This is a genomic window from Rahnella victoriana (genome assembly GCF_004330295.1).
GTDB classification, from domain to species: Bacteria; Pseudomonadota; Gammaproteobacteria; order Enterobacterales; family Enterobacteriaceae; genus Rahnella; species Rahnella victoriana.
This window is the reverse complement of the sequence record NZ_SJOJ01000005.1, coordinates 201,473-226,239: the sequence shown is the minus strand read 5'-3', so window position 1 is coordinate 226,239 and position 24,767 is coordinate 201,473. Positions and strand designations below refer to the sequence as shown.

At 54.4% G+C, this 24,767-nt stretch carries 17 protein-coding genes and 2 pseudogenes; 9 read left to right on the top strand and 10 right to left on the bottom strand.

Going from position 1 to position 24,767, the window contains the following annotated elements; all coding sequences use genetic code 11:
• Positions 1–140 precede the first annotated feature (140 nt).
• On the bottom strand, positions 141–3,293 hold the full coding sequence (gene oqxB, locus EYY67_RS06440; protein ID WP_095925762.1) for a multidrug efflux RND transporter permease subunit OqxB: 3,153 nt from the start codon (positions 3,291–3,293) through the stop codon (positions 141–143).
• A 16-nt stretch (positions 3,294–3,309) separates the two neighbouring features.
• On the bottom strand, positions 3,310–4,530 hold the full coding sequence (locus tag EYY67_RS06435) for an efflux RND transporter periplasmic adaptor subunit (protein WP_131693116.1): 1,221 nt from the start codon (positions 4,528–4,530) through the stop codon (positions 3,310–3,312).
• Positions 4,531–4,890: 360 nt separating this feature from the next.
• Between EYY67_RS06435 and EYY67_RS06430 the strand changes: the two genes are divergently transcribed.
• From EYY67_RS06430 to EYY67_RS06410, 5 genes and pseudogenes are all read left to right on the top strand, one after another.
• Positions 4,891–5,247 (top strand): helix-turn-helix domain-containing protein, encoded by a 357-nt coding sequence (locus EYY67_RS06430; protein ID WP_095925761.1) that lies wholly within the window; start codon positions 4,891–4,893, stop codon positions 5,245–5,247.
• Positions 5,248–5,825: 578 nt separating this feature from the next.
• Positions 5,826–6,416 (top strand): hypothetical protein, encoded by a 591-nt coding sequence (locus tag EYY67_RS06425; RefSeq protein WP_131693104.1) that lies wholly within the window; start codon positions 5,826–5,828, stop codon positions 6,414–6,416.
• Between the two features lie 145 nt (positions 6,417–6,561).
• Positions 6,562–6,778 (top strand): annotated as a pseudogene (locus tag EYY67_RS06420) (Tn3 family transposase); the annotation flags it as partial.
• Positions 6,779–6,963: 185 nt separating this feature from the next.
• A complete protein-coding gene (gene kduD, locus EYY67_RS06415) occupies positions 6,964–7,725 on the top strand; it encodes a 2-dehydro-3-deoxy-D-gluconate 5-dehydrogenase KduD (RefSeq protein ID WP_095925759.1) in 762 nt (253 codons plus the stop codon).
• A gap of 73 nt (positions 7,726–7,798) precedes the next feature.
• Positions 7,799–8,437, top strand: a complete 639-nt coding sequence (locus EYY67_RS06410; RefSeq protein WP_095925758.1) for an RpiB/LacA/LacB family sugar-phosphate isomerase — start codon at positions 7,799–7,801, stop codon at positions 8,435–8,437.
• A 77-nt stretch (positions 8,438–8,514) separates the two neighbouring features.
• Here EYY67_RS06410 and EYY67_RS06405 read toward each other — a convergent pair whose 3' ends face one another.
• Together EYY67_RS06405 and EYY67_RS06400 are read right to left on the bottom strand one after the other, a co-directional pair.
• The gene (locus EYY67_RS06405) at positions 8,515–8,835 is read right to left on the bottom strand and encodes a cupin domain-containing protein (protein ID WP_014341967.1); all 321 of its coding nucleotides are present in this window, start codon (positions 8,833–8,835) and stop codon (positions 8,515–8,517) included.
• A 3-nt stretch (positions 8,836–8,838) separates the two neighbouring features.
• Entirely contained in the window at positions 8,839–10,020 is a 1,182-nt protein-coding gene (locus EYY67_RS06400) for an oligogalacturonate lyase family protein (RefSeq protein WP_095925757.1), read from the bottom strand.
• Positions 10,021–10,312: 292 nt separating this feature from the next.
• Between EYY67_RS06400 and proP the strand changes: the two genes are divergently transcribed.
• The 3 genes from proP to EYY67_RS06385 all read left to right on the top strand — a co-directional run bounded on the left by proP (position 10,313) and on the right by EYY67_RS06385 (position 14,206).
• Positions 10,313–11,815, top strand: coding sequence for a glycine betaine/L-proline transporter ProP (gene proP / locus EYY67_RS06395; protein WP_095925756.1), 1,503 nt, complete (start codon positions 10,313–10,315; stop codon positions 11,813–11,815).
• Positions 11,816–11,948: 133 nt separating this feature from the next.
• A complete protein-coding gene (gene amyA / locus EYY67_RS06390) occupies positions 11,949–13,430 on the top strand; it encodes an alpha-amylase (protein ID WP_131693103.1) in 1,482 nt (493 codons plus the stop codon).
• A gap of 170 nt (positions 13,431–13,600) precedes the next feature.
• On the top strand, positions 13,601–14,206 hold the full coding sequence (locus tag EYY67_RS06385; protein WP_131693102.1) for a helix-turn-helix transcriptional regulator: 606 nt from the start codon (positions 13,601–13,603) through the stop codon (positions 14,204–14,206).
• Here the strand turns inward: EYY67_RS06385 and EYY67_RS06380 are convergent.
• From EYY67_RS06380 to EYY67_RS06370, 3 genes are read right to left on the bottom strand one after another with little or no spacing between them, the layout of a single operon-like run.
• Positions 14,203–15,543: a hypothetical protein gene (locus tag EYY67_RS06380; RefSeq protein WP_131693101.1), complete on the bottom strand. Its 1,341-nt coding sequence runs from the start codon at positions 15,541–15,543 to the stop codon at positions 14,203–14,205. The two genes, EYY67_RS06385 and EYY67_RS06380, sit on opposite strands and share 4 nt — an antisense overlap.
• 43 nt (positions 15,544–15,586) lie before the next feature.
• The gene (locus EYY67_RS06375; protein WP_095925752.1) at positions 15,587–16,144 is read right to left on the bottom strand and encodes a J domain-containing protein; all 558 of its coding nucleotides are present in this window, start codon (positions 16,142–16,144) and stop codon (positions 15,587–15,589) included.
• A 4-nt stretch (positions 16,145–16,148) separates the two neighbouring features.
• Positions 16,149–17,834: an Hsp70 family protein gene (locus tag EYY67_RS06370; RefSeq protein ID WP_131693100.1), complete on the bottom strand. Its 1,686-nt coding sequence runs from the start codon at positions 17,832–17,834 to the stop codon at positions 16,149–16,151.
• 131 nt (positions 17,835–17,965) lie between these two features.
• Here EYY67_RS06370 and EYY67_RS06365 point away from each other — a divergent pair.
• Positions 17,966–18,106 (top strand): annotated as a pseudogene (locus EYY67_RS06365) (type 1 glutamine amidotransferase domain-containing protein); the annotation flags it as partial.
• A 64-nt stretch (positions 18,107–18,170) separates the two neighbouring features.
• Here EYY67_RS06365 and fbaB read toward each other — a convergent pair.
• The 3 genes from fbaB to EYY67_RS06350 form a co-directional block, all read right to left on the bottom strand.
• Positions 18,171–19,220, bottom strand: a complete 1,050-nt coding sequence (fbaB, locus tag EYY67_RS06360) for a class I fructose-bisphosphate aldolase (RefSeq protein WP_131693099.1) — start codon at positions 19,218–19,220, stop codon at positions 18,171–18,173.
• A 191-nt stretch (positions 19,221–19,411) separates the two neighbouring features.
• On the bottom strand, positions 19,412–21,796 hold the full coding sequence (locus EYY67_RS06355) for a virulence factor SrfC family protein (RefSeq protein WP_131693098.1): 2,385 nt from the start codon (positions 21,794–21,796) through the stop codon (positions 19,412–19,414).
• Entirely contained in the window at positions 21,793–24,765 is a 2,973-nt protein-coding gene (locus tag EYY67_RS06350) for a virulence factor SrfB (protein ID WP_119824311.1), read from the bottom strand. The genes EYY67_RS06355 and EYY67_RS06350 overlap by 4 nt, the downstream gene beginning before the upstream one ends.
• Positions 24,766–24,767 lie beyond the last annotated feature (2 nt).

The window sequence follows — 24,767 nt, the reverse complement described above, 5'->3', positions numbered from 1 at the left end:
CGACAACAGTTCGCTTTGCTCTAAATAGCCCACTGAAAAAACCAGGACGTCTGGTTACTTACTTTTCAGAAAAAAGCACATAAGAAAGCCGGGATAATCTCCCGGCTTTTTGCGTTTTACTTATCTTAACTTTTTACGGTTTACGCGGTTTGCGTTTCCAATACCTCTTTCTTACGTGTTACCAGCTTACGCAGTGCAACATAGAAAACAGGCGTCAGGAACAGACCGAACAAGGTGACGCCGAGCATCCCGGAGAACACCGTAATCCCGGTCACACCGCGCACTTCAGCACCGGCACCATGGCCCAGGATCAGCGGGATGGTCCCGGCGATAAACGCAATGGAGGTCATCACGATAGGGCGCAGACGCAGGCGACATGCCTCAAGCGCAGATTCGATAATGCCTTTACCCTGCAATTCCAGCTCGCGGGCAAATTCAACAATCAGAATCGCGTTCTTACACGCCAGTCCCATCAGGACGACCAGCCCGACCTGCACAAACACGTTATTGTCACCTCCGGTCAGCCACACGCCAAACAGCGCCGAGAGCATGGTCATAGGCACAATCAGGATCACCGCCAGCGGCAGCGTCCAGCTTTCGTACAAGGCGGCCAGCACCAGAAACGCCAGCAAGACGGACATCGGGAAGACAATCAGCGCCGCATTCCCCTGCGTGGATTGCTGATAACTCAGGTCGGTCCATTCGATATTCATCCCGTTCGGCAGCAGGTTCTTCGACATCGCGGTCAGCTCCGTCATCGCCTGTGCTGAAGAAAGAATACGCGGATCCGCATCACCGATTAAGTCTGCCGCAGGATAACCGTTATAGCGGATCACCGGATCAGGGCCGTAGGTGGTCGTGATATTCAGCATGCTGCCAATCGGCACCATTTCGCCTTTATCGTTGCGGGTACGCAGATTCGCAATGTCTTCCACGCTGTCACGGAACTGACCATCAGCCTGCGCCATCACTTTCCATGTACGGCCGAAACGGTTGAAATCATTGATATAGGACGAGCCGAGATACACCTGCAATGTGCTGAACAGTTCATCCAGCGATACACCCTGAGCTTTGGCTTTGTCACGATCAATATGCGCGTCGAGCTGCGGCACATTCGCCTGATACGAAGAAATCGGATACCCCATTCCCGGCGTCTGCATGATGGCACCAGACATGGTGTTTATCGCGGTTTGCAACGCGCCATATCCCAGCCCTGCACGATCCTGCACATACAGCGAATAACCAGAACCCTGACCTAAGCCGAGGATCGGTGGCGGCATGATAGAGAAGGCGAAACCTTCCTGAATCTGCGAGATCTTGGCATTGATTTCGGCGTTAATCTCCGCCGCCGTACGGGTACGTTCGCTCAGCGGTTTCAGCGCGAAGAACACCGTGCCGGTATTAGGCGTATTGGTGAACTGCAACGCATTCAGACCGGGGAACGCCACCGCGTCAATCACGCCATCGGTGCTCAGCCCCATTGCGCTGATTTTGCGGATCACCGCATCCGTGCGCGACAGTGACGCGCCTTCCGGCATTTTCACCCCGGCAATCAGATACAGTTTATCCTGCGTCGGAATAAAGCCCCCCGGCACCGCTTTGAACATAAAGGCGGCGGCACACAGCAGCAGAATGTAGACACCAAAGACAGCGCCACGGCGTCCCAGTGTTTTCGACACAGCATTCTGATAACGGTGCGAACTGGCGTTAAAGAACCGGTTGAACGGACGGAAAATCCAGCCAAACAGACGGTCGATTAAACGTGACGGCATATCTTTCGGTGCGCCGTGCGATTTCAGCAACAGTGCCGCCAGGGCAGGGGAAAGCGTCAGGGAATTGATGGCCGAGATCACCGTTGAAATGGCGATGGTGACCGCAAATTGTTTATAGAACTGACCGGTCACGCCGGACAGAAACGCCATCGGCACAAACACCGCACACAATACCAGCGCGATAGCCACGATTGGCCCGGACACTTCGCGCATCGCCTGATGCGCAGCGTCCCTCGGCGCGAGTCCTTCCTCAATATTTCGCTCGACGTTTTCCACCACCACAATGGCATCATCGACCACGATACCTATCGCCAGCACCAGTCCGAACAAACTGAGCGTGTTAAGTGAAAAACCGAGCAAATAGAGAATACTAAAGGTGCCGATCACCGAAATCGGCACGGCCAGCAACGGAATGATCGACGCACGCCAGGTTTGCAGGAACAGAATAACCACCAGCACCACCAGCACCACGGCTTCCAGCAGGGTATGCACCACCGCACTGATGGAATCGCGGACAAACACCGTCGGATCATACGGCGCACGCCAGGTCATCCCCTCCGGGAAACGGGTCGACAGTTCCGCCATTTTGGCGCGTACAGCGTCGGACAAATCAATCGCATTGGCGCCCGGCGACTGGAAGATACCAATCCCTACCGCGTCTTTATTATTGAGCTGAGAGCGCAGGGCATAACTGCCTGATCCCATTTCGATACGGGCAACGTCACGCAGACGGACAATTTCGCCATTATCACCGCTTTTCAAGATGATTTTGCCGAATTCATCTTCATCTTTCAGGCGTCCCTGGGCATTGATGGACAGCAGATAATCGCTGTCCTTCGGCATCGGTTCCGCACCCAGCTGACCGGCAGAGACCTGCACGTTCTGTTCCTGCATCGCCTTGACGATATCTGACGCGGTCAGCCCGCGCGCGGCGACCTTGTTCGGATCGAGCCAGACGCGCATGGCATATTCACCGGCACCAAATATCTGGATCTGCCCGACACCCGGCAAACGCGCCAGTTCGTCTTTCACTTTCAGCGTCGCGTAGTTGCTCAGATACAGCGAGTCATATTTGCCGGAAGGAGACACCAGATGCACCACCAGCGTTAAGGTTGGCGATTGCTTTTGCGTCGTGACACCCTGACGGCGCACATCTTCTGGCAGCCGCGCTTCGGCCTGCGCCACGCGGTTTTGCACCTGAACCTGTGCCTGATCGGGATCGGTGCCCGGACGGAAGGTGACGGTGGTCACCAGCACACCGTCAGAACCGGCAACAGATTTCATGTACACCATGTTTTCAACGCCGTTGATGGCTTCTTCCAGCGGCGTCGCCACGGTTTCAGCAATCACTTTCGGGTTAGCACCCGGATATTCAGCGCGGACCTGCACGCTCGGCGGCACGACATTCGGGTATTCACTGACCGGCAGCAGGGGAATGGCGATCGCCCCGGTGACCAAAATTAAAATCGACAAGACAGCCGCAAAAATCGGCCTGTCGATGAAAAAGCGGGAAAAGTCCATGAGTCAGAATTCTCTTTTATTGAACGGCAGAAGGCGCGGAAGTCACCGTATTGGCGGCCATGCTGACTGTTTTGGCATTGACAGGCATACCCGGCATAAACACTTTCTGCACACCGTCGATAATGACGCGGTCACCCGCCTGCAAGCCTTTTTGCACGATACGCAATCCGCCGGACATACGGCCGACTTCCACATCGCGACGCTGAGCCTTGCCGTCTTTATCCACCACATAGACGAATTTGCGGTCCTGATCGGTCAGCACGGCTTTATCGTCCACCAGCATGGCGTTGAATTGCGCGCTGCCCGGCATCTGTACCCGGGCGAATAAACCCGGCGTAAAGGTGCGGTCATGGTTATCCAGCAGGGCGCGCATTCGGATGGTGCCGGTGCCGGAATTCAGCTGGTTATCGGTGAAATCCACCACGCCCTGATGCGGATAACCATTTTCGCTCACCAGACCGACATGCACCGGCAGACGGCTTTGTGGCGTATCGCTGAGCTTGGCGCCGCGGGCCATGGCCTGATAACGCAGGAAAGTCCCTTCATCCACATCGAAGTACACATACACGGTATCGAGCGACACCAGCGTCGTCAGCACACTCGCGCTGTCGCCGGCGGTCACCAGATTGCCGGTAGTGATCATCGCGCGGCTGGCGCGGCCATCAATCGGCGAGGTCACGCGGGTAAAATCGAGATTCAGTTGCGCCATATCGAGCTGAGCCTGTGCGGCCAGCACATCCGACTGCGCCTGAGAGGCGGCAGAGCGGCGCTGTTCGGCGATTTCTTTCGATACGGCAAAGGTGCCGATCAGTTTTTCAGTACGGGCAGATTCGCTTCTTGCCAGACTGGCCTGATTGCGCGCACGCACCAGTTCAGCCTGAGCCTGCTCCTGCGCGGCCCGGTAGGTGCGGTCATCAATGGTGAACAGCACCTGACCTTTCCTGACTTCCTCGCCTTCCTGGTAATTCACTTTATCGATATAGCCGGACACGCGGGGGCGCAACTGAACACTTTGCACCGCCTCAACACGCCCGTTAAAAGCATCCCACTGGCTGATAGGTTTGATTAATACATCTGCCGCACTGACCTGCGGAGCAGGCGGTGCCGAGTTTTGCGCCACGCTGTTATCACACCCGGCAAGCAGGGCGACCATCAGCGCAACCCCTGAAAGGCGCAACGTCAAATGCGTACCGCCGGAGCGGCCGCGTACAACAACCTGTGATTTTTGCAGGTTCATCATTATTTTTATTTCCAGTGAGTAAGTGCTGTCAGGCAATACACCGGCCTGTCCGCCGGGTAACGTCCTTTGCCTGATCCGACTTTTTTGGGACTTGTGCCGTTCATCAGCACAATAATGTATCAAATACTGATACAATTGATTCGAGGGGATTGTAGGGATGCGCCTACTAAAGTGCAAGAATTACTGTTACACTTTCTGTGCTGTTTTACAGAACGTTTACGTCGGGGAACGAGACTATCCTGTAACAGGAAATTAAATGCAATAGTAAAACTTGCATTTAACCGAAAACTGCGTCAACGTATTAAAAGACGAGTCGCCCTCGGGGGGCGCAAACAATAAAAAAGCAGGAGAGTCTCCATGAGAACCGAGGATTTCATTCACGACCTGATCGACTGGATCGATCACAATCTGGAAGAACGTCTGGACATTAAAACCGTCGCCAAGCGGGCAGGCTACTCACGCTGGTATCTGCAACGCATGTTCAAAGAGCACACCGGCCTGCCGATGGGTGAATACATCCGAGAGAAAAAACTGAAAAAGTCTGCCGATATGCTGGCCAGCAGCGGCGAACCGATCGTCAGCGTGGCGATTTCGCTGGGCTTCGACTCTCAGCAGTCTTTCACCCGCAGCTTTAAACGACAGTTTGGTCAGACGCCTGGCGACTGGCGCCGTGGTTTGTCGCTTGCCACTGAATGTCAGGGCTGCCTGCACTAAAGGTTGCCTCCACTTATTCATTCTTCCCCTGAATAAGTGTGTACCGCTGGCCCGGCTTGCCTGCCGGGCAGTGAATTCTCTGTTACCGCCTTCATCTTCTTCATTTCTCTCATTATCCCAGTCGGATTTAGTCCTGTTGCTTCTCAGCTAGCCCTTCCAGCACAAAAAATCAATCCCTAAGTTGAATTAGGTATAATCTGACAAAACATGACGCTGTCACGCATTTAGCTCAAAAAATGTACCTGGCGTATGTTTCATACGGTTGGGCTTCAGTGCCACATTTTTCCAGGATTAGCAGAATTAGAAGCCGCTCAAATTATTGCCAAACATATGAGGCAAGGCTGGTATTTCATCAACCCAGATTTTGTATTCAATGGTGACTGAGTCGCATTTACAGCGGTCATAGAGCGAAAAATTAAACCGGAAGATGTAGATATTAAAGAATCAGAAAAACGTGCATAAATTAAGGCTGTATCACTGGAGTAGTAATACAGCTACTGGCTTAGTGCGACAGAAGTTGTGCCATTTTATTGTTATTAAATTAATAAATTGTTAGCCATATGATAAAGGAATAGGAAATGAATAATTATCTTTTTAACACCGCGTTGACCAAGCCCTTGTTGTGCGACCTGGATAAGCTGCGTCTGAAGCACGATCGATTTGAAGCTATAGATATTAAGCAAAAAGGGCCTTTGGAGTACGATATTGCAAAATATTGGTATAGAGCAATGCCAACCGATGAATACCAAATGCTTGAAGTTAAAAACAGACTTTACTTTATGGATAACCCTGCAAAAAGTGAATCATATGGTGGGATTGCTACAAACTACAATTACGTTTCCAATTCAAAAGGTTATTTTGGCGCCCACCATCCAGCTGTTTACATTGTTGAGTTCGAAACGCCTTCTCCGGGGTATTTATATAAAATGTTTACTGCGGAGAATATTGTAGCACCTAAACCAGAGGGCGATGGCGGAAGTTATGGATTAGGACCTAAAGGAACGAATCATTTAGGACATGAAGTCATAAAAGGTAAGGCCGGGTTACTTTTCAATAATATGTTAGCTCGCGGAAATATTAAATGGCGCGTAGTCGCGGTTAAAACTGACTATATGGAAAATAAGTACAAAGAGCACATGGAGCACAAGAAGTTGTTAGCCAAGAGATAACAAAGGGATATGTTTCCAGGCGCCTGGGGTTGTAAAAGTTGTGTCGCATTTATAGAGTGAAGTCAGCAAAAGTTGTGATGCCCATTCAAGGCAATCATGCATCGGATATTTCTCCACCTCAGCGCCCCCGCGAAGAAAAAAGGTCGCCCCCCGCCAGGCTGATGCCAGTGAAGCGATATTCTGGCGGGTGGATAAATCGACAAATTACAGAACACTTGATGAGCCGGCCCGTGGATGTGCCGATCTGTCGAAGGCAGAAAATCAGTGGCATGAGATGATGAGAACAGCGGGTTCGCTGAACCTGAGCACCATCAATGCTTCCGAAATTCTTCTCACGACTGAAAAGCTCACGACCGTCAGGACGTGATCCACCCAACAAAAACCGACACCAAAGTTCACATAAATTGAAATGATGTTTCAATTTGTTGAGTTGCGCGAATTTTATCGTTAAACTTCCTTTCATCAGTTCGCCGCCGGGCCATGCCCGACAACCATCAGTCCTACGGAAAAGCGTATTTGCCTCCGTTTTATGAATAAAGGAAACATCATGATTCTGGATAATTTTTCTCTTCAGGGGAAAGTTGCGGTAGTGACCGGATGTGATACCGGTTTAGGTCAGGGTATGGCGCTCGGCCTCGCCGAAGCCGGTTGTGACATTGTCGGGATTAACATTGTCGAGCCAACAGAAACTATCGAGCGCGTGGGTGCCACTGGCCGTCGCTTCCTGAGCCTGACAGCCGACCTCAGCGACACCAAAGTGATCCCGGCATTGCTTGAGCGCGCGGTCGCAGAAATGGGTCATCTGGATATTCTGGTCAACAACGCCGGGATCATCCGTCGTGAAGATGCCATCGAGTTCAGTGAAAAGAACTGGGATGACGTGATGAACCTGAACATCAAGTCCGTATTCTTTATGTCACAGGCGGTGGCGAAACAATTTATTGCGCAAGGCACCGGCGGAAAAATCATTAATATCGCCTCGATGTTGTCCTATCAGGGCGGTATCCGCGTGCCTTCCTACACCGCGTCGAAAAGTGCCGTGATGGGTGTCACCCGTCTGCTGGCAAACGAATGGGCGAAACACAATATCAACGTGAACGCCATCGCGCCGGGATATATGGCCACCAACAACACCCAGCAACTGCGTGCCGATGAAGCGCGTAGCGAAGAGATCCTCGGCCGTATTCCTGCCGGTCGCTGGGGATTGCCATCCGACCTGATGGGGCCGGTCGTGTTCCTGTCTTCCCCGGCTTCCGACTATATTAATGGTTACACCATTGCCGTTGACGGCGGCTGGCTGGCGCGTTAATTCCGCCACCGGTTGATAACCTACCTATTTACAGACAGCAGCGGGTGACACCGCTGCCCAAAGAGGAAATCTCATGAAAATTGCATTGATGATGGAAAACAGCCAGGCCGCGAAAAACGCGATCATCCTGAAAGAACTCAACGCGGTCGCATCGGAAAAAGAGTATCCGGTGTACAACGTGGGCATGTCTGACGAACAGGATCACCACCTGACTTACATTCATCTCGGCATCATGGCCAGCATTTTGCTCAATTCCAAAGCGGTTGATTTTGTGGTCGCGGGCTGCGGCACCGGGCAGGGCGCGCTGATGTCCCTGAACATTCATCCAGGTGTGAACTGCGGTTACTGTATCGACCCTGCGGATGCTTTCCTGTTTGCGCAAATTAACAACGGCAACGCATTATCCCTGCCGTTTGCCAAAGGTTTCGGCTGGGGCGCAGAACTGAACGTGCGTTTCATCTTCGAAAAAGCCTTTACCGGCGTGAAAGGCGAAGGTTATCCGGCTGACCGTAAAGAACCTCAGGTGCGCAATGCCGGCATTCTGAATCAGGTCAAAGCGGCGGTGGTGAAAGAAAACTATCTGGATACCCTGCGTGCCATCGATCCTGAGCTGGTGAAAACCGCCGTGACCGGTGAACGTTTCCAGAAATGCTTCTTCGAGAACTGCCAGAACAAAGAGATCGAAAACTTCGTGCGTGAAATCCTCGCATAAGATTTCGTTTTCAGCGTGACAAAAAAACCGGTGCCCCTGTGGCACCGGTTTTTTTATGCAAATCAAAAGATGACGGGTTAAAGGAAATCCTGCCGTTGCGGAGTGAAGGTATCCAGCAACACCCCTTTTTCCAGACATACGCAGCCGTGCATGATGTACGGTTTTTTATACAGCGTATCGCCTGCGCTCACTTCATGCGTTTCCTCACCGATGGTGAATTTAAACCGGCCGGACAACACGTAGGTCAGTTGTTCATGCACATGGTTATGCATCGGACCTACCGCACCTTCTTCAAAATACACTTCGACGGCCATCATGGTGCCGTCATGCGCCAGAACGCGACGGCTTACACCGTCGCCCAGATCCTGCAGGGGAATATCTTTTTTAAACGTAAACATCACTTAATCCTTTCTTAATGAGCTGAGCAGGGCATCCGGGATTTCCGCCAGATACAACGCGGGTTTTCCTTCGTAATCGGTGGTGAACAACACATGACGGTCATCCGGCGAGAAGGAAGGATGCGGATGCGTGACCTGACGGTCGCCATCCAGCACACGCCATGAACTGTTGTGCGCGGCCAGCGGCGCATGCTGACGGGTTTCGGCGTCGAAAATATACAACCACGGATCGTTTTCAATGGTATGGCTGGCGGTATCTTTGACATCCACCGGCGTTCCCGAACCGTCGCCGACCAGCAGCGTACCGTTTTCGTTACTCATCAGATGCGAGCAGGCGGGCATGGTCATCAGGCAAATATCTTCGCCGGTCTGCGGATCGAAACGGCGGATATGCCGGTCATGCTGGCCTTTCAGATAGGAAACATACACCAGCGCCGAACCGTCAGGCACCCAGAATTCATGCGTGCAGCTTTCACCCGGCGCATGTTCTTTGACCTTGCGCACATGACTGCCGTCTTCATTCACCAGCCACATCCGCGCATCGACCAGATCGTGCGGGCCTTCGTGACAGAATGCCACCGTGCTGTCATCAAACGGACGATAAATCGGGTGCCCCAGCCATTCGTTTTTCTCGTGGATCACGCGGGATTTGCCACTGAGTAAATCGACACGCAGCAGGCGGCAATGCGGGTTGCTGTGATAAAACTCCTGGAAGATTTTCCAGTCGGACAGCGGTGTCCAGTCTTCACGGCTGATTTCGATCCCCACCAGGCTGGTGCATTCGCTGTTCGCCACCCAGGTGCCATAGCCGACCCATTCTTCCGGCACGGTATAGACGGTTTTCTCGCTGAAATCAGCCAGTTTTACGCACTGCAAACTGCGCTCATTTTTGACGTAATAAAGCGACTGATCATCCGGTGACAGGAAGCCGCCAAAGGTGTTATCACCTTTGCCTTCGGTGAGCTGAACCGCTTTCTGCGTTTTGAGATCCAGCAGGTAATAGTTGCGGTTGCCGTCAAATTCACCGGCAAACAACAGCCGGTTGCCATCGCGGGTAAAACATTTCTGATAGAAATAGTTACGATGACACAACACATCCGGCGGCGTCAGACGCGTAACGCGGGCACCGGTCTGCGGATCCTGAACGGTGTGGAAACTAAATTGAATCTGAGAACCTTTTGCCATGATTCACCCCATAAGTAGCATGAAATCAGCCGTTGTTCCGGCTTCCTTTTCATTAATTAAAATGCAGTTTCATTAAATTGAAAACACATTACCACTTAGCGAAGCAAAACGGCGGCAGGGGAAAACAAAAATGTAAGGCTGATCACAAAATGGCAGACTTTTGCTCCAGCGCAAAAGCATCCTATAATGATATGGCTTGCTTAGAAATTATTGATACCTGAAATAGTTAAAGGGTACGAACAAAAATATCTCACGGTGAAATGTGGAGTATTTTAGAAAAGGGATGTAAAGGATGAGATTAAGAAAAAAACGTGTTAAACCGATGCAAATCAACGACATCACCATCATCGATGATACCAAGCTGAAAAAAGCCATTACCGCTGCCGCACTCGGTAACGCCATGGAGTGGTTCGATTTCGGTGTGTATGGTTTCGTTGCCTTCGCGTTAGGTCAGGTATTCTTCCCCGGCGCAGATCCCGGTATCCAGATGATTGCCGCACTGGCAACCTTCTCGGTTCCCTTCCTGGTCAGGCCTCTGGGCGGTCTGTTCTTCGGGGCGCTCGGCGACAAATTTGGCCGTCAGAAAGTGCTCTCCGTCACCATTATTATCATGTCCGTCAGTACCTTCTGTATCGGGCTGATACCGGGTTATGACTCGATCGGCATCTGGGCGCCGATCCTGCTGTTGCTGGCAAAACTGGCGCAGGGTTTCTCGGTCGGTGGCGAATACACCGGTGCGGCGATTTTCGTCGCAGAATACTCGCCGGACAGAAAACGCGGCTTCCTAGGCAGCTGGCTGGACTTCGGTTCTATCGCCGGATTTATCCTGGGTGCGGGCGTCGTGGTGCTGATTTCCAGCATTGTGGGTGAAGCGAACTTCCTCGAATGGGGCTGGCGTATTCCGTTCTTCATCGCCGCACCGCTGGGGCTGATCGGTATTTACCTGCGTCATGCGCTGGAAGAAACCCCGACGTTCCAGCAGCACGTGGACAAAATCGACAGCGATTCGCGTAAGGACATTGCCGAACCGCCGCGCGTATCTTTCCGCGAGATCCTGACCAAACAGTGGCGTCCGCTGATCATCTGCGTGGGCATGGTCATTGCCACCAACGTCACCTATTACATGCTGCTGACGTACATGCCAAGCTACCTGTCGCACAGCCTGCATTATTCGGAAGACCACGGTGTGCTGATCATCATTGCGATTATGGTCGGTATGCTGTTCGTCCAGCCGTTTATGGGGATGCTCAGTGACCGCTTTGGCCGTAAGCCCTTCGTGATCATCGGCAGTATCGGCCTGTTTATTCTGGCGATCCCGTGCTTCATCCTGATTAACAGTGATGTGATCGGGCTGATTTTCTTAGGGTTGCTGATCCTTGCGGTATTGCTGAACTGCTTCATCGGCGTGATGGCCTCGACCTTACCGGCGATGTTCCCGACGCATATCCGCTACAGTGCGCTGGCGATTGCCTTTAACGTGTCGGTGCTGATTGCCGGTCTGACGCCAACCATCGCCGCCTGGCTGGTGGAAGCGACCAATAACCTGTACATGCCTGCCTATTACCTGATGGTGGTGGCGATGATTGGTCTGGTGACCGGTATCTTCATGAAAGAAACCGCCAACCGTCCGCTGAAAGGCGCGACGCCAGCGGCCTCTGACCGCGCCGAAGCCCGTGAGATCCTGCAGGAACATCACGACAATATCGAACATAAAATCGAAGATATTGACGCGCAGATCATCGAACTGGAAGCCAAACGCAAAAACCTGATCGCGCAGCATCCTGATATCAACTGATTCAGATCTGACGCACACACAAAGCCGGTCACCTTGCTGACCGGCTTTTTTTTGCCTGAAGACCGGCTGCCGCCACATTTTTCCCGTTCCTGCTCCATACTTCATTTCCCGGTCACTCGAATGGAAAGCCTGTATGCAGAATCCTACGTTGTTTCAGTTCTTTCACTGGTATTACCCGGATGGCGGGAAACTCTGGCCAGAAGTGGCGGAAAAGGCGGCATGGCTGGCCGAAACAGGCATCACCGCCGTCTGGCTTCCGCCCGCTTATAAAGGCGATTCCGGCGGCTATTCGGTCGGTTATGACACCTATGATCTGTTTGATCTCGGCGAGTTTGACCAGAAGGGCAGCCGCGCCACCAAATATGGCGATAAAGAAGGGTTACTGGCGGCCATCAGTGCACTGAAAACGCATCAGCTTGGCGTGATCCTCGACGTGGTGCTCAATCACAAAATGGGCGCAGATGAGAAAGAGCGGGTACAGGTCAACCGCGTCAATATCGACAACCGCGAAGACATCAGCGATGACATCATCGAAGCCGATGCCTGGACACGTTTTATCTTTGCCGCCCGCAACGGCCAGCATTCTGCATTCATCTGGGATTACCATTGTTTCAGCGGTGTCGATCACATCGAAAATCCGGATGAACAGGGCATCTTCAAAATCATTAACGACTATACCGGCGGTGGCTGGAACGATCAGGTGGATGACGAATTCGGTAATTACGATTACCTGATGGGCGCCAACGTTGATTTTCGCAACAAGGCGGTGGATGAAGAGCTGAAATACTGGGCGCGCTGGCTGATGGAGCAAACGCAGTGCAGCGGTTTTCGTCTCGACGCCGTCAAACACATTCCTGCATGGTTCTACAAAGACTGGATCGACCATATTCAGGAGGTCGCGGAACAGCCGATGTTTATCGTCGCGGAATACTGGTCGCACGATGTGCCGACCCTGCAAAATTACATTGATCAGGTCGAGGGCAAAACCCTGCTGTTTGATGCTCCGCTGCAACTGAATTTCCATCATGCGTCAAAACAGGGGGCGGATTACAACCTGAGCACTGTTTTCGACAATACGCTGGTCGCCGCCGATCCGGCACATGCGGTGACGCTGGTCGCCAACCACGACACTCAGCCGTTGCAGTCACTGGAAGCACCCATTGAGCCGTGGTTTAAACCGCTGGCTTATGCCCTGATCTTACTGCGCGAGCAGGGCGTACCGATTGTGTTTTATCCGGACCTGTTGGGTGCGACCTATGAAGACGAAGGTGACGACGGCAACAGTTACACCATCGATATGCCGGTGATCCCGGGGCTGGAAACCTTAATCCGGGCACGGCAGACCTACGCCTGGGGCGCACAAACTGATTATCTGGATCACCCGAACTGCATCGCGTTTGCCCGCAGCGGCACCGCAGAACATCCGGGCTGCGTGGTGGTGATGTCCAACAGCGAAACGGGGGAGAAAACGCTGGAACTCGGTGAGCATTTCGCCCACAAAAAATGGCGTGACCTGCTGGAAAACCGCCAGGATATCGTTGAAAGCGACGGAGAGGGCAAGGCGTTATTTTATTGCGATGGCGGCAGTGTCAGCGTCTGGGTGCTGACAGAGTAAAGAAATTCTCAGGGGCGGAAATGATGCCGTGCCGCCCCTGATCCCGACGGTGTAAAATTACACCTTAAAATTTCTTGAGGTTAAAAAGGAATATTAACAAAATTGACATCTCCCCATAAAACGCAGGGGCACTACGCGGCGTTTTATATGTTAAATAACAGACGGATGTCATGATCAATATTATTTTTGAAGACCCTAATATGGCGTATCGTCTCGGCATGACGCATTTTCTGACCCAGATATTTGAGACGGAAAAGAATATGCAGGTGCAGATACAGGATATGGACGAAAGCAATATCCCGTATGCTGACATTATCGTGAAACATTTCAGCGCGGGCGAAATCCATGTGTGTCCGCCGCTGTTGCAGGCCCGCCACGCGCACAGCCTGATCATCGGGGTTTATGATTGCCGGACCGTGCCGTTTACGGCAGAACTCCCGTTGTGCATTAGCAACATTATTTTTATCAACCGGCAATGTTCCCTGAACCGCATGAAAAAACTGATATTTAATGGCTGGGTGAACCGCACCAGCGGCATGCCCGGTCAGCTTCCGCGCAACTGTTCTCAATGCAATCATCAGATGCTGTCACCGATGCAAATTAATGTCGCCAAACATTTTCATCGCGGAAATGACGTGGACCAGATTGCCCGCGAAATGCGCATCGGGGTGAAATGCGTCAGCGCACATAAAAGAAAAATCATGTCTAAATTCAGCCTTAACTCGGATTCTGAATTATTAACCTGTCTGCGGTTTATAAAAAATAAAGTTTTTTAAGATAATCCGAAGGCGAGCAGCAGGGCGTAAATAAACAGTAAGAAAACAAAAGCGACGATCCCGACCACGCCCCGGGTTCTTCTCATCAGTTGCCACGGGAAAATCAGTAAAATGATCATGGCGTTTAGCGGCACGCCGTACCATTTCCAGTGTTTTGGCGCCATCATCCACAATACGCAAAAACTGCTGGCGCTGAGTACGCCGTAATTGGTCACTGCCATCGCCAGATTTCCGGCATCGGGCTTAAATACCGAGAAAAAGCCCAGCAAGATTTTCACCATAATGGCGGTCGAAAGCACGGAGAATGCACTCACCGTGGCGCACCAAAGACGCGGCTTGTGTCGCAGTTTCTGATCGAGAAAACTGTACCCGTGAATATATAACCCGACGAGCAGGATCAGACTTGCGCGTACCGGCCAGGGATTTGCGTGCTCGCGGGTCGCCAGCATGATCAGCAGTAACCAGAATCCGGTCAGGAAAACGGTGCCCCAGCTCAGGGCCAGCCGGGTTTCAGACAAGGTTTTCAGTAACACCGGATTCACGCGCGGCAGCAATACCGGATAATGCGTTCTGATGTCCCGGAGTTTATCGCGCAGCGAGGTCAGAAAATCCGGCACCAGTCTCGCCCACCAGGGCAGCGTCGCGCCTTCCACCGTCAGCAACCGCAGCCGTAAACGGTTTAACGCGGAGTCCTGATATTCCCGTGCCAGCACCGACCAGTAATAATTCGCGCCCGTCATGTCAATCTGCCGGTGCAGCGCGGCCAGACGCTGAGCGGAAATACCGCCCGGCTGATAGTGATCAACGTCCCAGCCCATGATGCCGGAAACCTTGATCAACAGGGCGGAATACAGTCCTTCACGCTCGCTGAGTTGTTTTGCCAGCGACTGACTGAATTGCTCGCGCAGATCCAGCGTGGGCAGGGCATCAGACGCCAGACAGGCAACCAGTTGCTGTAAACCTTCCGTTTCATCGTCCATCATCGCATCAATAATCTGCGGAATTTGCGCCAGCGCCACCCGGTTCGCCCGGGCTTTGGCTTTAAACGCCAGTCTGGCGGGATCTTCACGCACGACCACCGGTGCGGGAGAAACCGCTTCCGGCGCGGCGGCGGGCGCTTCAGTGTCGCCCGCCGGCCCCTGCGGCAACGGCATGGTCCTTCCGGACGGAGGGCTGCCGTTTCTGGCCGCATCGAACGCTTCGCGCAGGCGCTGATAGCCTTGCGGGTCCTGATCCGGTCGCGTGTTTTTCAGCTGACGCGCATAGGCCTGTTTGATGAGGCTGAGATCCTGCGTCGGCGCAATGCCCAACACAGCCCATATTCCCTGATGACTCATTTCCCCTCCCGGAAGTGAAACCGCGCCCTGATTAACACCGGCTTCATGGCTTCAGTACCTGTCCGTGACGCCCCGCGCCGGTATGCTCAATCTGCTGATACATCGCGTCAAGCTGATAGCCTGAAATCCCGTCAGGCTGATAATTATTGATCCCCCATTCCATCAGGGCCGCCACACTTTCCAGCAACGCCGGGGTCAGGCCTTCGCGCTCTGCCAGTTCCCAGGCCAGTTGCTGACTGAACATCTCGCGCAACTGCAGGTTTTGCAGCAACTCGCCCGACAGACAGTCCGCCAGTTGTTTCAGCCCGGCGAGTTCATTCTCCAGCAGCAGACTGGCCGTGGCAGAAACCTGATGGTGAACCTGCGTCCGGCGGATTAATCCCTCACCGGTGACAATCATCAGCGGGATGGGATTAGTGACAACGTCACTGACACCCCAAAATTGTTCGCCACGTTTGGCGGATTCAAACGCCTCACGCAGACGCTGATAGGCATCGGGATCCTGATCGGGCCGGGTGGTTTTCAGCTGACGGGCATAGGCACGCTTAATCACCGTCAGATCCTGCGTGGGTTCAATGCCAAGAACCGTCCAGATGCCCATCGTGTTATTCCCATTCCCGGCGCATATGCACCAGCAGCGCCTCAAACTCCTTGCGCGCTGCGGCAATCAGCCGCGCATCCTGGGTATCCAGAACATGCTCAAAGCGATACAACTGATCGGCGATAAACTGCCGCTGATCGCCGAGGCTTTGCTCGTAATAGGCGTTGGCTTCCGCCACTAACTGGCGGTTAACCAGTTGATCGCGCGGATGCTGTTTGATGGCTTCCAGTTTCAGCAGGCTTTCCGTGATTTGCGCAGGCGTCAGGCTGCCCGGCGCTTTCTCGATCACCAGTTTTTCCACCAGACCGGTGCTGGTGATTTTGCACTCCACTTCCAGAATACCGTCAAGGGTGTAAGTGAAACGCACGTCGGCGGTCATTTCACCCGCCGGACGCGGCGGCACATCCACCGTCAGCGACCCCAGCAGAATGTTGTCAGCCACCCGCCGCGCTTCGCCCTGATACACCGACAGATTCAGATGCGTTTGTTGATCGGAAATCGTCACAATGGATTCCACCCGGCTGACCGGCACAAAGCTGTTTCGCTCGATCAGCGGAAGGAAGTGACCGTCTTCGTAGCCGTCGCCTTTCGGACGCGAAATCCCGATACCGAGCGTAAAGGGCATCACATCCGTCAGAACGATATCGTCCAGCGCCTGATCCTGTAGCGCCAGACCGGCCTGAATACCGGCACCGAGCGCAATGGCTTCGTCCGGTTGCAGTTCGCTGCGCGGGAAGCGTCCGAACAGACGGGCGACCGCCTGACGCACCAGCGGCATACGCGTCGCGCCGCCGACCAGCACCACGTGATCCACCTCATCGGCGGAGAATTTGGCATCGCGCAGCGCCTGAATCACCGGCTTTTTCATCCGTTCCAGCGTGCTTTCGCAACACTGCGCCAGCACGCCGCTGGTCAGCGTCCAGTTCAGCGACTGGCCTTTCCACTGGTATCTGATCGTGGTGCTCTCTTCAGTCGTCAGCTGGCATTTGGCTTTCTCCGCCAGCGTCACCAGTTGCCCGAACAGCGCGGTATCGTCTTTATTCAGTTGCGGATATTGCGCCAGCATCCAGCTGACCAGACTGCGGGTAAAATCGTCACCGCCGAGGAACACGTCACCGCTGCTGGCGCGCACTTCGATCACGCCTTCGAACATATCAATGATCGACACATCAAAGGTGCCGCCGCCCAGATCGAACACCAGGAATTTCTGTTCCTGCTGATTGACCAGCCCGTACGCCAGCGAGGCAGCGGTCGGCTCATTGAGCAGACGCTCGACGTGCAGCCCGGCCAGTTCACCGGCGGCTTTCACGGCTTTACGCTGAATATCATTAAAATAGGCGGGGACGGTGATGATCGCGCGATCCACCTGCACGCCGCAGTATTGCTCGACATCCGCTTTCAGGCTGCGCAGCAGCAGGGCGGAGAGTTCTTCTGCGCGAAAGGTTTGCTGACCGAGACGGAACGGATGCTCCGTCCCCATAAAACGTTTGAAGCTGGAAAGGGTAAGATCCGGATGCGTAAATAAACGCGCATGCGCGGGTGCGCCGACCAGAATATGGCCGTCGTCATCCAGTCCGACCACAGAAGGCGTCAGGTTTTTGCCGTAGACGTTAGGCACCAGAACCGACTGACCGTCCTGCCAGATGGCGACTGCGCAGTTTGACGTACCTAAATCTATCCCAATTAACATCCGTATCACTCCGCAAGTGGGGTCTGAATACAACCGAAAGAACTTTCATCGGCCGAATTTACAGAAAGTTGAGGAGATTTTAGCGTTTCTGCGAATTAAATCCTCACAAAAAACTTACATTTAGCCGTTAGCTGACACAGATGGGCGGAGTGTATTCGAAAGGGGCCGACTGGGGATCTTACGTGGTACGCGACGGTCTGCTGATCACCGGTCAGAATCCGGGGTCTTCCGCTGAAGCCGCCGTCCTGCTAACTGAACAACTGAACAAATAACCGGGTGTCATAAAAATGGCCGGAAGCGCAATCTTCCGGCCATCGTCATGATGAAAATTCAGGGTCAGGCGATCGTGACCTTCTTGTCAGCATACACATCCTGAACGGCGTTAATTAACGCCACGCCTTCTTTCATCGATTTCTTAAAGGCTTTACGCCCCAGAATCAACCCCATCCCGCCAGCGCGTTTATTGATCACCGCCGTGCGCACGGATTCCTGAATATCATTTTCACCCGCCGCACCGCCGGAGTTTATCAGCCCGGCACGGCCCATATAGCAGTTCGCCAGCTGATAGCGCACCAGATCTATCGGATGATCGGTTGTAAGTTTCGAATAGACGCGATCATCGGTATAGCCAAATTTAACCGCCGTATAGCCGCCGTTATTTTCCGCCATCTTCTGTTTAACAATGTCGGCCCCGATGGTGGCGGCCAGATGGTTGGCCTGTCCGGTCAAGTCAGCGCTGGAGTGGTAATCCTTACCGTCTTTCACAAACTCCGGATTGCGCAGATACGCCCACAACACGGTCACCATGCCCAGTTCATGCGCACGCTCAAAGGCGGCAGAGATTTCTTCAATCTGGCGGCGGGACTGTTCGGAACCAAAATAGATGGTTGCCCCCACGGCCTGCGCGCCAAGATTAAACGCCTGTTCCACGCTGGCGTACAGCGTCTGGTCATATTGCGTCGGGTAGCTCAGGGTTTCGTTGTGGTTAAGTTTGACCAGGAATGGAATTTTATGTGCGTAGCGGCGGGAGACCGAGGCCAGCACGCCATAGGTTGACGCCACGCAGTTACAGCCCGCTTCGATGGCCAGTTCGACAATGTTTTTCGGATCGAAATACAGCGGGTTGGCGGCGAACGACGCCCCCGCCGAGTGCTCAACCCCCTGATCGACCGGCAGGATCGACAGATAACCGGTGCCGGCTAAACGTCCGGTGTTATACAAATTTTGCATCGCGGCCAGCACGCGCGGCGACCGGTTGTTGTCGATCATCACGCGATCAACAAAATCGGCACCGGGAAGATAAAGCTGATCGGAGGTGATGGTGGAACATTGATGCTGAAGGAGTGAATCGGCTTCTTTGCCTAGTAACGTTGCGATATCAGTCATAATGGACTCCGTTTCTGTTCTGTGCAGAGGCACAAAACGGTGAATGATATTTCCTTACCCCACTAGGTATAGACGGATTACGCCAGATTTGTGTAACGCATGTTGCGGTGATGAGTCTGATTTTACCGGTCATGCACAGAAAATCGGGATAAAAAAACGGAGCCTTATTTTGCGGCTCCGTGTGTTTACCCTTAGTGTCCGGCGTTCAGCGCCTTCAGCAAATGCATCAGCGTTTCACGCGCTTTGGCCGGGATTTCCCCGCCTGCCGCGTATCCGGCATTTCGCATAATGCTTTCCTGCAACCCCACCAGCCAGTCGTAAATATAAAACGCCGTGGTATTGGTCGGAGTGGCGGAAAGTTTGGTCAGACGGCGGGAGGATTTCCAGCTGGCGACGCTTTTCTGCGGCTTGGCAAAAATCTTGTTGCCTTTGTTGATGCGGCTTTCAGGCCGTTCCGCTTCCGCTTGTTTCTCGAAGCCCAGCCAGGCAACGAAATCGCCGAGCACGGTCAGCGCGCGGGAAACCTGACGGTCCGCGTGATGCTCATGTTCACGCGCGCCCGCCGGTAACGCGCCGCCGAGGGAGCGAACCAGCGCCTCACCCATATTCAGACGGAAACTGGCGGTGATCAGCTCTTCCATCAGCAGTTCAACGGTCGGTTTTGCCACGCCAAGCAGGGCAATCAGCGGTTCGTTTTCCGGCAGGCTGCGCAGATGGTTGATCCAGTAACGCTGCACCTGACGGGCAAACGCCGTGCCGTCGTCCGGTTTTTCCTGCCATGCCTGAACATCCTGTTGCTGCTCGGCAAACAGATCGATATCAATACCGATGCCGAAACTCTCTGCGCCTGCCTCATCCGTTTCGCCGGTGTCTGCCGGTTGAGCGGTATGTTCGTGATAAATACGGTGCAGTTCCTCGCGGCCGGGCAGCAGTTTTTCCAGCAACTCACCGTGCACACCGGTGCGGGTTTGCAGGGCTTTAATCACCGTCTGCACCGTCCGCTGTTTCTGTGCCGGATCCGCCACGTCGCCTTCCTGATACCAGCGTCCGAGCAGGTTATCCGTCAGTTCCCGGTGCAGTTCGTCGCGTAATTCACACAGACGGTTAAGACGGACTTCAGGACGGATTTCCGCCACCAGATAATCCGCCATACGTTGCAGGCCGCGTTCGTCCATCGCCAGCAACGCGCCCCAGGCATCGCCCGGATTACCGACATGGCGCTGAACGGCTTCGTCATAATGCACGGATTCAGTCATGCGGCGGTCAAACGGCGTCAGCACCCAGACCAGCCCCGGTTTGCGGCGGCCACGCACCTGCGTGTTTTCGCCGTGCATTTCCCGCACCCAGTGTTCCAGCGTGCGCCCTACGGCCACCACATCATCACGGTTATCTGCGGCGGTGCACACCATCAGCATGTTCATTTCATGGCGATCGGTGTACCGCTCCGGCAGATACGCCACTTTGGCGCGGAACAGTCGCTCAAGTTCATCACCCTGATTGTCATCGAAACGGGCACCGTGTCCCGGTAAATCCAGCAGGTCGATCTGCTCAAACAAGGCTTCACGCGGCGGAGACAGCAGGGGAATTTGCACTTCAGACGCCAGCAGCGTCAGCTCTGCCAGTGACAACGTCACCGGTGCCGCACTTTCCTCGCTAAACTGCGGACACACCGGGATCTGAATATCCCAGGTCGGCGACGGGCTGAACATGCCGTCGGCCGGTTGCATCGCGTCGTCCACTAAAATACTCAGCGGAGCCAGCAGGCTTTGTGCGCCGCCCAGATGCTGCAACGTATGCGCGTAATGACGATAGGCAGCGGTCAGCACCGGATCATTGCCCCACAGCAGCGAGAACAAACGCGCGCGGTCATCAATGTTCAGATAAGGCGCGAGCTTCACCGCCACCGGCCAGTAATGCGCATTCAGATGGCGGAAACGGCGGGGATCCAGCCGAATCATGGAATCCCATAATCCCATCATCTTTTCGCTGGTAAAACCTTCTACCGGTTCCGGCTGGCGGTGCATCATCAGCTGATTCAGGTGTTCCGTGATTTGCTGCGCATCCGGTACGTGATACTGACTGTCCGGCCGGAATGCGCGGGTAACGATGCGCGCCAGATCCGCTTCATTGAGCAGTAATACGCGCACCGGAAACGCACGGTCACGCACGTCGGCCTGACGGGTGAAGCGGGTGGCAAAACGCGCCTCACGGTTACCGGGATTAATCTGCGTCAGATAATCGAGGGTCACGCCGCCCAGACGGGTTTCAAGGCGGCCGTAATTTCCGGCGGCCAGCGAACAGATCAGATAGGATTTTCCGGCCTGCGAATGACCGTAAAAACCCAGTGCAGGCGGCAGTTCACAGGCCAGCGCCAGACGCTGCGCCTGATCGCGGCAACGCTTTAACTGCAGATTCAGCCGGTCAGCTTCCAGATCCAGACGCGGCGCCTGTGCACGGGTGGATTCCACCCAGTCCAGCGCGTCGGTGAGGGTGGCAGACGTCGCCGCAAACTGACGTTGCAGCGCGTTAGTGGTCAGTGATGGCACCGGAATAGTTGCTGTTATGCGGGTAGTCATGAGACGAATACGCTCCCACTGTCGATCCAGTAATGGCTCTCGCCCAGTGTGTTTAACCGCAGACGCAGGTGATGAGACGGCACCTTAGTGCCGTTATCCAGCACCGCGCTGGCGATATCGAAAAATTCCGGCGTCGGGTGATCTTCCCCTTTTTTCACCGCCAGTTTGACCCGCAGCACGCTGTCGCCCGCCACTTTACGCGCCAGTTCAGGCTCGGCAATCGACAGGGTATACAAAGGTGACGCAGGCCAGCGGTCATTTTCCAGCTGACGGAAACCGAGACAAATAGCGCCACGGATGCGGAAGCTGGCCGCGCTGTCGAGTTTGTAATCGTGGGCATCGAGGTCAATGTCGCTGTAACACACATTGTCGTCGTTCAGCGCCTTGTTACCATCGAGCATGCCCAGATAGCGCACCGTGGAATAGGGCTGGAAATCGCCCGCTTTAAAATAGAACCCCGGCAGACGCAGATCCAGCGCCAGCAGGCACAGCATCGCGCCGACGGCCGCCGTTGATTTCGGGTTGTCGATACGACCGAGCTTGTTAAACGGATACCAGCCGCTGGTGTGATAACCATCCAGCGATAACATGCGGTTGATCGGCAGCGGTTGCAGATGGCGGAACAGCGCCTGAATGCCGGGGAAGCGCGAAGGGCGGCCGGTCAGCAACAGCACATCGCAATCATGCAGCGACACCACTTCACACAGCGAACGCAGGTTCTGCGTGATGCTCATGCGATTGGATAAAAACTCGCTGTGCAGCTTGCTGAGTTTGAGCACCAGCGGTGCCTGCAAAATATCAAACACCGCCGAACCGGCAGGCAGCACGCGCTGAATTTCGCCGTGCAGGTAATCCAGCACTTTCTGCGTCGGCGCCTGTTCCAGCAGTTCACCAAACGGCGCATCGATTTCTGCGTGAGTATCCAGCGGATCAAACCGCTCGTAGACTTCCAGCACCGCGCGCGCCAGCGGAATAAAAATCTGTAACGTGCTTTGCTGGCGCAGCGTGGCGTGACCGTCCATGCGGCCTTCGCTGCCAAACAGGCGCGTCATCAGGCTGTCCGGGTTCGCCAGACCGGCTTTTTTCAGTGCCGCATGTAACGCCGGTAAAATATAAAGCTGAATGACATCCAGCAGAATGTCGTCGCCCGCGACTTTAAAACCTTCGCGGAACAGCAGGCGCGGGGTGATTTTGACGTTATTGCCCATGCCGTCATCCAGCCAGTACTGGGTAATCGCCAGATCGGTGGTGCCGCCGCCGATATCAATCGAGGCGATGCGCAGGGTTTTGCCCACCGGCTCGTCATCGGCCAGTTCACGATCCGGACGCGCCATGCTGGCAAAGAATTCGCCGGTATGACCGCCGAAATTCACCTGGGTTTCGTTATACAGATAGACCATTTGTCCGCAGGTGGCTTCGTCCCATTCCATCTGCACATCCGGCACCGGCATGCGGCTTTTCGCCTTGTCGGCCTGCGATTTAAAACCGTCATCCGACGGATGCCAGCCCATGGATTTCCACACCAGACCGATGGCTTCCTGCATACGGCGGCGGAAAATCTCGCGTTCCGGTTTCGGCATCGCCGACGGCAGGGTCAGAATGATATTGCGTAACTGACGCGGCGCTGAAGAACGCAGCATTTTGGTCCGCTGCGCCGGGCTGTTGATTTGCATCAGCGCCTGCGCCAGCAGTTCAGACAGCATCAGCGTCATCACCGAACTGCGGCTGTAATGGGCAGAAAATACCGGCAGACGGTCTTCCGGCGCTAAATCAGACAACGGCTGGCCATCATCATTGATCAGGAAGGTCAGCGGCATGGCGGCCGCCACCGGCTCCTGCACTGCGCCGTGTCCGCCCTGACTGAAACGCCAGCCCGGCGTGTAACTGTCTTCATCCCACAGATAACGGCGCGGGCTGGAAATCCCGGTCGATCCTTCCGTGCCTTCCCGCAACAGGGCCAGACGGCTGGCTTCACGACCGGCGCGCAGAATAGACGGCCAGATAAAGGCGTCATCACGACCGCTTTCGACCGAGAAATTCGGTTTGCCGAAACGCGCCTCGGCGAATTCCACCCGGCTTTCGAACAGTTCGTTATAGAGAAAATGTGGCTGCGAAAGGTCGCGCAGTTGCAGTTCGCTGGTCTGTTTCAGGCCATCGGTTTCCCCCACATGGTCTTCCACCAGAATGCCGCAGGTATGCGAGTTGCCGACATCGAGGATCAGATCCACATTGATCGCCGGTTCCTGCAAGGTGGCACCGTTGATCTTCAGTTCCGGGATACCCAGCTGGCTGCCGAGCATTTCCAGCAGATTCAGGTAATGCGCCTGATATTCAAACTCGCGCAGCGCAACTTTGATATTGCGCGCCTCGCGAGCCTCCCGCAGGGCCGACTGCTCGGTAAAGACTTCACGCAGCCAGCCGTCAACCCAGGTCTGATCGAGGAAATCGAGAAGCTCTTCGTTATGCCACGCCAGCGCAAAACTGATGCCGTTTTTCACGTCATCCGTGACCGGCGTCAGCTGAGTGTGTTCCTCATCGCCTTCCGCCACACGGGTATCAAAAGCAATCACCACGCGGTGCGTGCTGCCATCGGCTTCCGGTTTATCCAGTGCACGGATTTGCACCCGCGCCCAGTTGTCCGGCCCGGCCATAAACGTCCGTGGCGGATTGAAACGCAGGAACGGCAACGGCAGCCAGATCTGATCCAGCAACTTCAGCGACTGTTCCAGCGGGAAACTGAACTCAGGACGTACCACTTCAGGCGCGCCGCCGTCCAGCCCCGGTAAAAAATGACGGCCATTTTGCGGATTATAATCCAGACGCAATAACGGGCCGTTGGCGCTTTTACGCACAAATTTGGCAGGCAGTCCGTCATCCCAGACCGGCTTCAGCGCGAAGTCGAGGAACTGAATGCCGCTGTCCTGGATCAGGGTAATCTTTTGTTTAAAATCAGTAATCGTTGCCAGCATGC

Excerpts from the sequence above, each read along its gene's own strand:
- EYY67_RS06385 (WP_131693102.1), top strand. The coding sequence starts at position 13,601 with ATGATCAATATTATTTTTGAAGACCCTAATATGGCGTATCGTCTCGGC.
- oqxB (WP_095925762.1), bottom strand. The coding sequence starts at position 3,293 with ATGGACTTTTCCCGCTTTTTCATCGACAGGCCGATTTTTGCGGCTGTC.
- EYY67_RS06375 (WP_095925752.1), bottom strand. The coding sequence starts at position 16,144 with ATGGGCATCTGGACGGTTCTTGGCATTGAACCCACGCAGGATCTGACG.
- EYY67_RS06425 (WP_131693104.1), top strand. The coding sequence starts at position 5,826 with ATGAATAATTATCTTTTTAACACCGCGTTGACCAAGCCCTTGTTGTGC.
- EYY67_RS06400 (WP_095925757.1), bottom strand. The coding sequence starts at position 10,020 with ATGGCAAAAGGTTCTCAGATTCAATTTAGTTTCCACACCGTTCAGGAT.
- EYY67_RS06350 (WP_119824311.1), bottom strand. The coding sequence starts at position 24,765 with ATGCTGGCAACGATTACTGATTTTAAACAAAAGATTACCCTGATCCAG.
- proP (WP_095925756.1), top strand. The coding sequence starts at position 10,313 with ATGAGATTAAGAAAAAAACGTGTTAAACCGATGCAAATCAACGACATC.
- EYY67_RS06410 (WP_095925758.1), top strand. The coding sequence starts at position 7,799 with ATGAAAATTGCATTGATGATGGAAAACAGCCAGGCCGCGAAAAACGCG.
- EYY67_RS06355 (WP_131693098.1), bottom strand. The coding sequence starts at position 21,796 with ATGACTACCCGCATAACAGCAACTATTCCGGTGCCATCACTGACCACT.
- EYY67_RS06370 (WP_131693100.1), bottom strand. The coding sequence starts at position 17,834 with ATGTTAATTGGGATAGATTTAGGTACGTCAAACTGCGCAGTCGCCATC.
- EYY67_RS06380 (WP_131693101.1), bottom strand. The coding sequence starts at position 15,543 with ATGAGTCATCAGGGAATATGGGCTGTGTTGGGCATTGCGCCGACGCAG.
- fbaB (WP_131693099.1), bottom strand. The coding sequence starts at position 19,220 with ATGACTGATATCGCAACGTTACTAGGCAAAGAAGCCGATTCACTCCTT.
- EYY67_RS06405 (WP_014341967.1), bottom strand. The coding sequence starts at position 8,835 with ATGTTTACGTTTAAAAAAGATATTCCCCTGCAGGATCTGGGCGACGGT.
- amyA (WP_131693103.1), top strand. The coding sequence starts at position 11,949 with ATGCAGAATCCTACGTTGTTTCAGTTCTTTCACTGGTATTACCCGGAT.
- kduD (WP_095925759.1), top strand. The coding sequence starts at position 6,964 with ATGATTCTGGATAATTTTTCTCTTCAGGGGAAAGTTGCGGTAGTGACC.
- EYY67_RS06435 (WP_131693116.1), bottom strand. The coding sequence starts at position 4,530 with ATGAACCTGCAAAAATCACAGGTTGTTGTACGCGGCCGCTCCGGCGGT.
- EYY67_RS06430 (WP_095925761.1), top strand. The coding sequence starts at position 4,891 with ATGAGAACCGAGGATTTCATTCACGACCTGATCGACTGGATCGATCAC.